Annotated in this window: 13 protein-coding genes and 1 riboswitch; of the genes, 7 read left to right on the top strand and 6 right to left on the bottom strand. The window is 61.5% G+C overall.

The features are described from left to right. Positions 1 to 151 precede the first annotated feature (151 nt). From AC13F2_RS09370 to AC13F2_RS09360, 3 genes are all read left to right on the top strand, one after another. Complete coding sequence (locus tag AC13F2_RS09370; protein ID WP_103022292.1) at positions 152 to 577, top strand: ion channel; 426 nt, start codon at positions 152 to 154, stop codon at positions 575 to 577. A gap of 129 nt (positions 578 to 706) precedes the next feature. Further along, on the top strand, positions 707 to 838 hold the full coding sequence (locus tag AC13F2_RS09365) for a hypothetical protein (RefSeq protein ID WP_255548735.1): 132 nt from the start codon (positions 707 to 709) through the stop codon (positions 836 to 838). Between the two features lie 116 nt (positions 839 to 954). Then, the gene (locus AC13F2_RS09360) at positions 955 to 1,413 is read left to right on the top strand and encodes a YaiI/YqxD family protein (protein ID WP_482964320.1); all 459 of its coding nucleotides are present in this window, start codon (positions 955 to 957) and stop codon (positions 1,411 to 1,413) included. 6 nt (positions 1,414 to 1,419) lie between these two features. On the opposite strand, the gene AC13F2_RS09355 is transcribed toward AC13F2_RS09360, so the two are convergent. The 6 genes from AC13F2_RS09355 to thiC all read right to left on the bottom strand — a co-directional run bounded on the left by AC13F2_RS09355 (position 1,420) and on the right by thiC (position 6,148). Beyond that, positions 1,420 to 1,575: a hypothetical protein gene (locus AC13F2_RS09355; protein ID WP_173829928.1), complete on the bottom strand. Its 156-nt coding sequence runs from the start codon at positions 1,573 to 1,575 to the stop codon at positions 1,420 to 1,422. A gap of 52 nt (positions 1,576 to 1,627) precedes the next feature. After that, positions 1,628 to 1,834 (bottom strand): hypothetical protein, encoded by a 207-nt coding sequence (locus tag AC13F2_RS09350; RefSeq protein WP_272019792.1) that lies wholly within the window; start codon positions 1,832 to 1,834, stop codon positions 1,628 to 1,630. A 131-nt stretch (positions 1,835 to 1,965) separates the two neighbouring features. Next, complete coding sequence (locus AC13F2_RS09345) at positions 1,966 to 2,268, bottom strand: hypothetical protein (protein ID WP_482964288.1); 303 nt, start codon at positions 2,266 to 2,268, stop codon at positions 1,966 to 1,968. Positions 2,269 to 2,713: 445 nt separating this feature from the next. Continuing rightward, positions 2,714 to 3,763, bottom strand: a complete 1,050-nt coding sequence (locus AC13F2_RS09340; protein ID WP_482964289.1) for a serine/threonine-protein kinase — start codon at positions 3,761 to 3,763, stop codon at positions 2,714 to 2,716. Then, positions 3,756 to 4,214 (bottom strand): hypothetical protein, encoded by a 459-nt coding sequence (locus AC13F2_RS09335; RefSeq protein WP_482964290.1) that lies wholly within the window; start codon positions 4,212 to 4,214, stop codon positions 3,756 to 3,758. Before AC13F2_RS09335 ends, AC13F2_RS09340 begins: the two co-directional genes overlap by 8 nt. Before the next feature lie 23 nt (positions 4,215 to 4,237). Beyond that, on the bottom strand, positions 4,238 to 6,148 hold the full coding sequence (gene thiC, locus AC13F2_RS09330; RefSeq protein ID WP_482964291.1) for a phosphomethylpyrimidine synthase ThiC: 1,911 nt from the start codon (positions 6,146 to 6,148) through the stop codon (positions 4,238 to 4,240). Between the two features lie 34 nt (positions 6,149 to 6,182). After that, positions 6,183 to 6,291, bottom strand: a riboswitch (TPP riboswitch). A gap of 117 nt (positions 6,292 to 6,408) precedes the next feature. On the opposite strand from thiC, the gene AC13F2_RS09325 reads away from it, so the two are divergent. From AC13F2_RS09325 to AC13F2_RS09310, 4 genes are all read left to right on the top strand, one after another. Continuing rightward, complete coding sequence (locus tag AC13F2_RS09325) at positions 6,409 to 8,337, top strand: CshA/CshB family fibrillar adhesin-related protein (protein WP_482964292.1); 1,929 nt, start codon at positions 6,409 to 6,411, stop codon at positions 8,335 to 8,337. A gap of 150 nt (positions 8,338 to 8,487) precedes the next feature. After that, positions 8,488 to 10,629: a TonB-dependent siderophore receptor gene (locus AC13F2_RS09320; RefSeq protein WP_482964293.1), complete on the top strand. Its 2,142-nt coding sequence runs from the start codon at positions 8,488 to 8,490 to the stop codon at positions 10,627 to 10,629. Between the two features lie 11 nt (positions 10,630 to 10,640). Continuing rightward, positions 10,641 to 11,204, top strand: coding sequence for a hypothetical protein (locus tag AC13F2_RS09315; RefSeq protein WP_482964294.1), 564 nt, complete (start codon positions 10,641 to 10,643; stop codon positions 11,202 to 11,204). Then, a complete protein-coding gene (locus tag AC13F2_RS09310) occupies positions 11,201 to 12,517 on the top strand; it encodes a PepSY-associated TM helix domain-containing protein (protein ID WP_482964295.1) in 1,317 nt (438 codons plus the stop codon). Before AC13F2_RS09315 ends, AC13F2_RS09310 begins: the two co-directional genes overlap by 4 nt. The last annotated feature ends 42 nt before the right edge of the window (positions 12,518 to 12,559 follow it).

The raw sequence follows: 12,559 nt of genomic DNA, 5'->3' as shown, positions 1-12,559 counted from the left end.
GCGCAATTTTCCGTTTTTTGCGAAGGCCCGTCCCGGAGCGATCCGGGGCGGGCTTTTCGGTGTGCGGGCGCACCCTTCCTGCAATCCGGCCATGACGGAGCGACTGTGCGCGCAGCCCGGATATGCTATTGCCGGGGCAGGAGGGGCCGGGATGATCGAGCAACTTGCGATTGCGACGGGCATGGTGCTGGCAACGGTGGCGATCCATGGGGGCGGCCTGGTGCTGCTGAACCGGCTGCTGCGGATCGAACAGCGCGAGGAACGGCAGGAACACCTTTCGCCCGTGAGCCTGCCGGGCATGATATTCACCTTTGCGCTGGTGATGGGCCTGTTTGCTATCCACGGGGTCGAGATCTGGCTTTACGCCCTGCTCTACTGGCTGACGGGCGCGCTGCCGGACCTGCACATATCGGTGTATTTCAGCACCATCACCTATGCCACGATCGGTTATGACGACGAGGGGCTGGAGCGGGCGTGGCAACTGGTCGCCGCGATCGAGGGGATCAACGGCATCCTGCTGCTCGGCTGGTCGACGGCATTCTTCGTATCGCTGATGGCCCGGATGGGGCGGCGCTAGGCCGTCCTTGCATTCGCCGGGCCGGACCGCGGCGGGGCGGGTTTCCCGGCGTCTGCCGAATTGATGCAGGCGATTGCGGGAAAGAGCGTAGGGTGCGTGCGGGGCATGCCGCCCCGACTGGAAACGATCATGGCCAAAGGCCAAGCAAAGAAGAGCCGAGAAGCGCGCAAGCCGAAAAAGGAAAAGATCAAGACCAACGCGTCCCAACCATCGCAAAAGCCGGGTGCGATCAAGGGCCTGGAGAATATGAAGAACAGCTGAGGCTGCGGCACGCCTTGAAGCGGCCGAAGTATGCGCGGGCGGCATGCGGTGCTAAGGCGGCACCGATGCCCGCGCCCCAATCCCCCGATCGACCCGGCCCCGACGATAGCGGCGATATGCCGGCAACCATCCTGGTCGATGCCGACGCCTGCCCGGTGAAGGACGAGATCTACCGCGTGGCCGAGCGCCATGGCGCGCATGTGCGCGTGGTCAGCAACGACATCTTCCGCGTGCCGGTGAGCGAGCGCGTAAAGCGCGTGGTGGTGAGCGACGGTTTCGACGCCGCGGACGACTGGATTGCCGACAATGCGAGCCCACGTACCGTGGTGATCACGGCGGATATACTGCTGGCCGAGCGCTGCCTGAAAGAAGGCGCGCAGGTGCTGGCGCACAACGGCAAGCCGTTCGATGCCGCCAGCATCGGCGGTGCGGTGGCCACGCGCGCGATCATGGCGGATCTGCGCGCCGGAATGGACGGGATCGGGGGCGGCCCACCGCCCTTCAGCAAGGCCGACCGTTCGCGTTTCCTGCAGGCGCTCGACAAGGTGCTGACCGCGATGGGCCGCAAGGGCTGAGCAGGGTCAGCCCGATTTCTTGGCCTTATGCGCGGCAATCGCTTCGTCGATCGCGGCGATCCGCTGCCGCTCGGGCGTGTCCTTGGCCAACCCCTTGAGGCGGCAAGTCGCCCAGAGCTGGCGGCGTTCGGATTCGAGATTCTTGAGATAGAGATCGGCCATGCCGGTGCCTATGGGCGCATCGACGCGCGCTGGCCAGTGGGGCGTGCAGCGATCACTCCTCGTCGCTGCGCCGCCCGTCGCGTTCCTTGGCGACGCCCTTGAACGGCTCGCCATCCGATTTGACATCCATGAACTGCCCCGCATCTGCCGAGCCGTCCTCACGATTGCGCTTGGTCCATTTGCCCGTCGCGGTGTTCTTAACCTGACTGCGATCGTCGACCGAGCCGATGCGGTGTTCGTCACCTGTATTGCGTGCCATTGTTGGCCTCCTTTGCAAGACCAACGGGTGGGGATTCGCGAGAGTTCCGAGATCGATTCGGGGTGGCTTATCTTACCACCGGGCGAGGGCTTGCGAGGACCAACGTGGCGCATCGTCGGCTGTACGGGGTCTTACCGGCTCAAGCGCCTGCGATTGGCGCGAACCGGCCTGCAGTAATGCGCGATGGCGCGGCCCGTCGCCTCCTCCGCGGACTGGTTCACGCCGCCTGCCATGATGGTGGGAACGAGAGTCATCGCAGCGGTAATTTTCTCGCTCACCGCCCGCTCCGCCTCGCGTGTCGCCAGCCTGCCCCCTGTCATCATCCGTAGCGTGCGCAGCCAGATCACCGCCGACATCTCCGCCCCCAGCACCCACCCCTCGATCGCGAGTTCGGGCCAGGTTTTTGCCGAAGATTTTTTGATGGCCTTGGTCATGGAAGATACTCCGGCAGCGAGGATGCTGCATTGCAACAACGGCGGGCGGGGTGGAAGGTTGCGTGGGGCTGGCACGCGCCGCCGCACGCGATGCGGTGAAGAAGGAAGTCCGTCCTCAAGCAGCGCAGCGATAGGACGAGAACCACGCAAGGCGGGCATTGGCTACCACGAGATCGTCGCCGGCCATACCACGCCGAGCGAACTCAGTGCGCTGGTGGAGAAGCTGGTTCCGGCGGAATAAGTAGACTGCTCCCGGAACTCTCTGGGAACTCCTTAGAAGGCTAATCTACCAAGCTTATATAACCCCAAGGATCCATAGGTTCGGTGGCCAACTTCGATCTCCGCTTCGCAACCTTTTTTCGGTTAGCATTCAATCCCTTTGCGCCGACAGAAACGAGTTTCGAACGCGTCAAATAGGACTTAGGCCGGTTCCGAATGGCCTTTTTCACGAGGCTTCGCCGAGTGCAGTCCGAATTTCTCTGTTAGTCATACCGCCGCTGCAGTACTTTCGAATGCGACGTGCGGCGCCATCGTTAACCGATTTTGTCATTTCCGTGACTCCAGTCGGTTGAACCACAAATTCGTACTCTGTTCCCTCTACGTTCTTATTCCAAGTTCTACAACCCTCGTTCTCCGTGTACGCCCAATCCATGTAGGAAAGGTCAACCTTCGCGAGGTCATTGCTGACTTGAACGGCAGACTGATATCGGTCGTCGGGATTTGGAGAGAGGCACTTCTTACAAACTCGGCGCAATCGCTCAGGTATATGCTCCAGAAAGTACCCTCTATCCGGGAAACGACCATTCCTAACGGCAAACTTGAATGCATCTCTGTCAAATTGGCCCGCATCGTTAAAAAAGGCGCCAAACTGGCCGTAAAATGCATCATCCCCGTTCAACATGCGATAAAGCGACAGCCCGAACTGATATATGTCAAAAGTTGGACCGAACTCGTAACCGCCCCGAAGGGCTTCGGGGGGCCTATTCTTGAAATAGAAACGATCCTGCTCCGCTGCCCCATTGGCAGCCATAGCTTTTGCGAGCCCGAAATCGGATAGAACGGCCTCACCTCTATCGGTCAGCAGAATGTTATCTGGTTTTACGTCGAAATGAACGAGGCGCTTGGAGTGCACGTTGTGCAATCCGCTGAGCACTTGGCATGATAGCGAAACCACCTCTCTGACGGTGAGATACCGTTCAGAGATTAAAGCCTTTACCGATCCATTTTCTAGGTACGGCATTGCTATGTAAATCTTATCATCGTCCTGACACGCATAGAGGATAGGAACGACATTGGGATGCGAGGAACGATACATCGTCTGAGATTCAGCGAAGTATAAATCCTCCTCTATCTTTGCTTTCTCGATTACCTTGATCACTATGGTCGCGTCAATTTGCGGATCGTAGGCTACATACGCTTCTGAATTTTTGCCTTCGTCACCAATAGAATCACGGAGTTCGAAATCCACCTGCGCGCGGGTGTAAGGTTTAAACACGACTGGCCCCCACTGCAGCTAATATGGCTTCCCGTTGATTGGCCTTCATCTCGCCCCAGTTCTCGATTTCCAAAACATTCTCACCGCCGACAGCAGGCTTAAACTGAGTGCGATCTATTCCGAGTAGGCGCGAAATCACAGCTATGGGGCCAGCGTAGAAACCGAGGAGTGAACTGCTAGCGAACGCCTCTTGAATCACGCCTTCGATGTGTATTCTCCGAAAATCTATCGATTGGGCGGCAGGTTCGGTCAGGCGAATCCCAGCATACTCCACAGAGTATTCGCGAAGAATGTCTAATACATTCGAACGTACGAATTTCAGCGCCTGCGGCTCATCAAAGGCCATCGGTACAAGTAGGGTTTCGACATTCAAAACCCGCCGATCTTCTGAATCGTAAACCGCGAAGCTGACTTCTTTCGGCGAGGACCGAAAGCCGATAGTAATCGTCATATCAATGCCTTTAATGGGAAATTCTAGCTAGACTCTTCCTCCGGCAAATACAACTTCTCGCCCTTCTCGCGATACACCTTGCTCATCTCCTCCATCCCCTCGCGCGCTTCCTCGGCTTCTTCGGCTGAGGTCTCGCGCTTGATGTTCTCGCTCGCCAGATAGCTGTCCGAGTTCTGCTTGGCGGCGAAGTCGCGCACTTCCTGCGTGATCTTCATCGAGCAGAATTTCGGGCCGCACATGGAGCAGAAATGCGCGGTCTTGGCGCCTTCTGCGGGGAGGGTCTGGTCGTGATATTGTTCGGCCGTGTCGGGGTCGAGGCTGAGGTTGAACTGGTCGCGCCAGCGGAATTCGAAGCGGGCTTTCGAAAGCGCATCGTCGCGGACCTTGGCGGCGGGGTGGCCCTTGGCGAGGTCGGCGGCGTGGGCGGCGAGCTTGTAGGTCACCACGCCGACCTTCACATCGTCGCGGTCGGGCAGGCCAAGGTGTTCCTTGGGCGTGACGTAGCAGAGCATCGCGGTGCCGTACCAGCCGATCTGCGCCGCGCCGATGCCGCTGGTGATGTGGTCGTACCCCGGCGCGATATCGGTGACGAGCGGGCCCAATGTGTAGAAGGGGGCTTCGCCGCAGGCTTCGAGCTGCTTGTCCATGTTCTCCTTGATCTTGTGCATCGGCACGTGGCCGGGGCCTTCGATCATCACCTGCACGTCCTGCTCCCAGGCGCGCTTGGTCAGTTCGCCCAGCGTGTAGAGCTCGGCGAACTGGGCTTCGTCATTGGCGTCCGCGATACTGCCGGGGCGCAGGCCGTCGCCCAGCGAATAGGCGATGTCGTAGGCCTTCATGATCTCGGTGATCTCGTCGAAGCGCTCGTAGAGGAAGCTCTCCTTGTGATGCGCGAGGCACCATTTCGCCATGATCGAGCCGCCGCGGCTGACGATGCCGGTGACGCGCTTGGCGGTCATGGGCACATAGGGCAGGCGCACGCCGGCGTGGATGGTGAAATAGTCGACGCCCTGTTCGGCCTGTTCGATCAGCGTGTCGCGGAAGATCTCCCAGGTCAGGTCCTCCGCAATGCCGCCGACCTTTTCCAGCGCCTGATAGATCGGGACGGTGCCGATGGGGACGGGCGAGTTGCGGATGATCCATTCGCGCGTGTCGTGGATGTTGCGGCCAGTCGACAGATCCATGACGGTGTCCGCACCCCAGCGGATCGACCAGACCATCTTGTCGACCTCGTTGGCGACATCGGACGCGACGGCGGAGTTGCCGATATTGGCGTTGATCTTGACGAGAAAGTTGCGCCCGATGGCCATGGGCTCTGTTTCGGGGTGGTTGATGTTGGAGGGGATGATCGCGCGGCCGCGGGCGACCTCGTCGCGCACGAATTCCGGGGTGACGTAATCGGGCAGGCTGGCGCCCCAGGGCTGGCCGTCATTGCGCGCTTCGAGACGGGCGGCTTCATCGCGCAGCATGGCGCGGCCGAGGTTCTCGCGCTCGGCCACATACTCCATCTCCGGTGTGATGATGCCGCGGCGGGCGTAGTGCATCTGGCTGACGTTCATGCCGGGTTTCGCGCGCAGGACCTTCTTCGCGACATTGGGGAAGGCCGGGACGCCGCCGGAGCGGTCGGGGCCAAGCTGGCCGTTGTCTTCCGGCTTCACTTCGCGCGCGGCGTATTCCTCGACATCGCCGCGGGCCATGATCCATTCGCGGCGCTTCTGTTCGAGCCCGGCGCGAATATCGATGGTGGCGGCAGGATCGGTATAGGGGCCGGAGGTGTCGTAGACGCGGATGCTGGGTTCGCCGCCTTCGAGGTCGATTTCCCGCATGGCGACGCGCACGCCGCTGCCGCTTTGCGCGCCGACATGGACCTTGCGGCTGCCACGGATCGGGCCGGTGGTGACGCCGATGTCGAATTTGCTGTTGATGTCGGCCATGCGCTTGCTCTCCTCAAGGCGGAGAAAGAGCGGAATTCCGTTGCCGCTCCACTCCCTCCGCCGATGCTAATCGGTTCAGGTTCAACGGGTCGCAGGGCGTGACACCTGCCTCTCAGCCAACACTGGCTCCCCGGGGATGTGCGCGAGTGTAGGGGTCTGCGCGCCGCCACGCAATAGGACCGGTCACGCGCGGGTGCCGCGCAAAGGCTTCTACGTTATTTACCGTAGTTTAAGCGCGCCCGGGTTATGGGCGCAGCGTCGTGATTTGCCAGCGTGTCGCTTTTGCGGGTGTAGCCCGCCCCCTTGCCCGGCGCGCCAGGGAATGGATCGCCGCGCTGTGCGTCCTGATCGCCGCAGTCATGCTGCTGGCCCCGCAGGACGCCAGTGCGCAGGATTGTTCGCGAGCAGGCGCGCGCGGGGCGGCACCGTCGTCGTGGCAGACCTACTGCTGGCTCAACATGAGCAATTACAGCGATACGCAGGCGCGTTCCACCGGGCAGCCGATGAGCTATGTTCTGCCAGATGGATCGCGCCTGACGTTCCGGCTCCAGGTCGCGGTGACGCCGACCGCCACCGGCACCGCTCTGGTCAGCGCGGCCGCGCCGAGCTGGACCGGGGCGGCGGTCGGCAACAGCAGCTTCCTGAACATTCCGGGACGCCCGATCCTCTATCAAGCGACGAATGGTACCGTAACGACGCTGACGCTGACCAATATCGCCATCATTCCCCCCGGCGGGGTGACGCAGGCCAACCAGTATGCGTTCGTAGTGGCCGATGCGGAATCGACCGACAATTCGGAATACCAGCAATATACGACGAATGGCGGCGCCTGGCAGTTGCTCGACCGCGTGGCACCGCGCAGCGGTACGCAATATCCGGTCAGCACCGGGATCAACACAACCACTTTCCGCACCGCCGGTGGGGGCCAGACAGGAAATGTCGGCGCGTATATCGTCAGTTCGCTGAACCCCACATCGGTGACCATCACGATGCAAGGGTCCGGTCTGCAGGGCGTGATGCTGGCGATACGGTTCGCCTCGATCACCTTGAGCAAGACGATCGCCGGGACCCGGATCGCAGACAACGACCAGTTCCGCTTCGTGATCGAATCCCAGAACGGCGCGACCACCTATGCGTCGGGACAGACGAGCGGAACCGATCTCGGGCCGTTTCCGGCCGCGGTCTTCTCTTCGACATCCGGCGTGCCGCTCGTGCTTCGCGAAGCCATGGTGGCGGGCAGCACCAGTGCGCTGGCCGATTATCGTGCCAGCTTGACCTGCACCAACATCAACAGCGGTTCGACCACGAGCCTGCCCCGCGACGTGGTGACGAACAGTTACAATTTCGGCACGTTGCAGTTCGGCGATTTCGTCGACTGCGTTTTCACCAACACGCCGCTGCCACGCCTGCAGTTGCGCACGGCGATCGCCGCGCCCGGCCGGATTTTCGGCACCGATCAGTTCACCTTGGCAATCCGCAATCAGACGGCGAATACCGAGCTGGCAAGCTTTACCACGACCGGAACTGGAACAACGGCCACGCCCGCCGCCACAGGCCTGCTGGGCGCGATTGCCGGTAATTCCTATCAGCTTTCGGAAACTGCGAACGGTTCGACCGTACTGGCCCGCTATTCTCCGACGCTGGCATGCGCCAATCGCAATGCGACATCGACGACGGCGCTGCCCGCGGGAGGCGCGACGGGAGCGCTGACCCCGCAACTTGGGGATGTTATCACTTGCACGATCACGAACACCCGGTCCGCGGCACGGCCGATCCTTTCGGTCGACAAGACGTCGCGCATCGTGTCCGACCCCACCGGCAGCGCCAATCCAAAGGCGATCCCCGGGGCAGTGATCGAATATACGGTGACGGTTACCAATTCGGGCGATGCGCCAACGGACGCGTCCACCCTGCGGCTCGTCGATATACCCTCTGCCGCATTGGCATGGCGGACGGATTTCCCACCGGTCTTTATCGATGGCGCGACGGTAAGCGGACTTGCGTTCAACGGCGCAAGCAACGTCGCCTATTCCAACCAGCCCGGCGGAACCGTCACCGGTTATTCCCCGCTAGCACCCTTCGATCCTGCCGTGACGGGTATCCGTTTCTCCCCTTCGGGCACGCTAAAGGCATCGAATGGAACTGCGCATCCCAGTTTCACCCTGCGATACAGGATGGTCATCGAATGATCGCAGGTTGCCCTCGTCGATATGCGCATTGAAGCGAATACGCCCATGCTCTGACAAGCGGTCACTTATATGCGAATGATTCTCATTAGCCTTGACTCTTGCAATTAATTCGCAGTAGCGGGCCCTCATATTCGAACGTGAGGGTTTACAATGCGAATGTTGAAGTCCGCCGTGCTGTGCGCAACGGCGCTTGTCCCGGTCCCGGCGCTGGCCAACGTTGCCGACGAGAGCGAACAGCGCACCATCATCGTGACCGGTGCGCGCGATCAAGGTACGACCGCCACGAAGACGGACACGCCGATCATCGAAACGCCGCAGCCGATAACGGTCATCGATGACGAGTTGTATCTGGCGCAGGGCGCAGTAAGTATCGGCGACACGCTGAACTATGTTTCCGGCGTGACGGCCAACCCGTATGGCCCCGACAGCCGTGTCGATGGCGCTTTGGTGCGCGGGATCAACGCGCTGCAGTTCCGCGACGGTATGCGGGACATTTTCAGCTATTACGCCAGCATCCGTTCCGACCCGTATAATTTCGACCAGGTCGAACTGGTGCGCGGCCCGGCGTCGGTCCTGTTCGGTCAGGGCGCGCTGGGCGGGATCATCAATCTCGTGTCCAAGCGTCCGGAATTCGAAGCCGGGGGAGAGGTTTCGCTGCGGTACGGTTCGTTCGACCGCAAGGAAGCGCTGGTCGATGTAACCGGCCCCGTGAGCGATACGGTTGCAGCCCGGTTCGTCGCGCGGGTCCGCGATGCCGATACGCAGACCGATTACGTGCCGGATGACCGGATCCTGTTCGCGCCGTCCATCACCTTCCAGCCGACATCCGACGCCGAACTCACCCTTATCGGCCTTTACCAGGAAGACGACAGCGGTTCGACGTCGCAGTTCCTGCCGCTGGTCGGCACGATCCTGCCCAATCCCAACGGGCAGCTTCCCAACGACCTGTTTGTCGGCAAACCAGGATGGGACCGGTACGACGGCCGACTGCTGCAGGGCACCGCGCTGCTCGAGCATCGCTTCGGCGATGGTGTCCGGGTCAATCTGAAAGCCAGGTATATCGACAGCGACCTGACTTATTTCACGCATTATCCCGATAGCTATACCAACCAGGCAAACCCCTTCGTCCTGCTCGATCCGGCAACCGGCCAACCGGTACTCAACGACGAAGGCGGCTTCGTGCCCGATCCCGAACAGCGCACGATGCGACTGTATGCGGACGGAACCCTCGCCCGGATGGAAATCTTCTCCACCGACAATAACGTGCAGTTCGATTTCGCTACGGGAGCGGGCATCGAGCACACGGTATTGGCGGGCGTCGATTACAGCACCAATTCGGTTTACAAGACCGGCGGCTTCGCCACCGAAGTGTTCGATATCTACGATATCGATTACGGCGCCCTGTCCGACTTTGGTGGCGGCCTGCCCAGCCCTGCCTATGTCGCCGAAGATGTCGATCAGGATCAGGCGGGCATTTACCTTCAGGACCAGATCCGCTTTGCCGACCGGGTGTCGATCGTGCTCGGTGCGCGGCGTGACTGGACCAGCGCCAGAAGCATGGGCGGCCCTGCACGGCGCGATTCTGCAACGACGTTCCGGGCAGGTATAATCGGCGAAGTGGTCGAGGGCGTTTCGCCCTTCCTCAGTTATACCGAAAGCTTCGAGCCCATCGCAGGTACAGCCAGCGACGGAAGAGCCTTCATTCCCAAGACAGGGCGCCAGTTCGAAGCGGGCATCAAATTCCACCCGACCGACGCCGTGCTGATCACGGTGACCGGGTACGACATCCGGGAAAGCAATCGTCCCGTTTCGGATGACAGCACCCCCGACCCCTTCGACCAGATCCAGATCGGCGAACTTAATTCCAGAGGCATAGAGTTCGAAAGTAGCGCATCATTGCCCGGCGAGCTGACCGTCATCGCCAATGCGAGCTATAACGAGGCCGAAATAGCCGGCACCGATCGCCAGATCGATAATGTGCCCAAGGTCAACGCATCGCTCTGGACGACGAAGGGTTTTGCGCTGGGCGATGACGTCTCGCTGCTGCTGGGCGCTGGCGTGCGCCATGTCGGCAAGAACCGATCCTTCGGACCGGCTTTTCCGGACGGCATCGTCACGCCGTCTTTCACCCTGGTCGATGCGTTGGCCGAAGTCGCATTCGCGAACTGGAGCGTGGCCATCAACGCGACCAATCTGTTCGACAAGAGCTATTATTCGGCCTGTCTCGCACGGGGCGACTGCTTCGTCGGCAGCGAACGCAATGTGATGGGCACCGTGAGCTATCGCTTCTGATGGCGGGGGACGTGCTCATTCTCGCAAGCGCCGGGTCTGCCATCCTCGGCATCGCGATATTGCGATACTCCTGGCACCGCACAGGTCGATCTGTCCGGCACAACACCGCCGGGTGGTTGTTGCTCGCCGTCGGTGCCGCTGGCGGATGCAGCGGCGCAGGAGCGTGGGGTCTGACCGTGATAATGCTGGTTGGGACGGCCGCAGCCTGCATCGCACTGGCCCCTGGCGCCTTTGAAATGCCCAAGGCTTCGCGGCGCGCAAGGGCCGCGGCAAACGGGGCGAGCGGCGCCGAAGCCGGGGATTGGCGCCGCGGCCTGATGACTTTCGCGCTGACGGGACCGGCGGCATTGGTCGTGACAATCGCCATCGCCCTTGCCGCACGCGATCTGGCCATGCGCTGGCCGGTGGCAGAAGCCGATGGCAATGTCATGGTACTCGGCCTTGTTCCGCTCGTCTGGCCGTTGCTGACCTTCGCGATGCTGATGTGCACGAAGCGCACATCGCAAATCGCCATGCTGGCCATCCCGCTCACCCTGTCGCTCGTTCCGCTCATCCTGCTGGGAGGCCGCTCGTGAAGCCACTCTTCGCCAAGCAAACCGTTCGCAAAGGGGTTTCCGCCCATTCCGCCATCGGCCTCGTCTGCTGCGCGCTGCTCTACCTGATCTGCGTGACCGGCACGGCCATCGTGCTGTTCGAGGAAATCCAGCGGTTCGAACAGCCGGGTGCGCCCGAAATGGACCGGATCGCACCGCAAGCGGTCGATGCGGGTATCGCCAATGTCGTGGCAGCCGAGGAAGGCGCGACACCGACTACCCATCTTTACGTGCACATGCCGACGGAAGCGCTGCCCCGTACAACGATCACCACGGACACGCAGGCCTTTCATATCGATGCGCAGGGCGCGATTGCCGTGCCGGAAGAAAACGCCTGGGCGGAGTTCCTGCTGGCCTTGCATTACCGGCTCAACCTGCCGGCCATCTGGGGCATGAGCCTGGTGGGTCTGTTCGGCGCAATGATCGTAGCGCTGGCTGTCAGCGGGATCGTAGCGCACCCGCGCATTTTCCGCGATGCGTTTCGTCTGCGCGCACGGCGTAACGATGAAGTGTCCACGCTCGACTGGCATAACAGGCTGGCGGTGTGGACCCTGCCTTTTGCACTCGCGATTGCTCTGACGGGAGCGATGATCGGGCTGTTCTACATCTCGGGCTACAGCCTGGCAGCAGCGGACTATGACGGGGATAGCGAGGCTGCGATTGCGCCTGTTTTCGGAACGGAACCGGACGGGGACGAGGCAGCAGCGCCCCTGCCCAAGGTGACGCCCGCCCTGGACTATATGGCCCGCAACCATCCCGAGGTCCGCGTTTCCTATGCCATCCTGCACGATCCCGGCACGCGCGGGCAGCATGTGCAGATTGTCGGCGTGCATGGCCAGCGCCTGATTTTCGGCGAATATTACGCGTTCGGCGCAGATGGGACATTCAATGGCACCGCCGGATTGGCGGACGGGACGCTCGGCCAGCAGATCGCGGCGTCGATCTATAACCTGCATTTCGGGAATTTCGGCGGCCTGGCGGTAAAGCTGGCCTATATCGTGTTCGGGATCGCGCTCACCATCGTGGTGTCGACGGGCACCTTCATCTGGTTGAACAAGCAGGACCGGAAGGGCAGCCCGCGCCCGTCCATCAGGGCAAGCTGGTGGGGCATCACGATCGGCATGCCGCTGGGTATCGCGGCGACGCTGGCAGCGCGCATGACGATGGGCAATGAAGCGCCCTTCGTGGCCATATTCTGGATCGTGACGCTGGCGGCGGTGGCGATCGCGCTGATGGCATCGCGCAGATCGACAATCGTCAAGGCAAAGCCCGCGGTGCCGGAATTTGCCCCCTAGCCCCTGATCGGTATAGCGGTCCCACACGTTTCAGGAGGATTG

It is taken from the genome of Qipengyuania sp. L-5Y (assembly GCF_056859455.1).
This window is presented reverse-complemented; position numbering and strand designations above follow the sequence as displayed.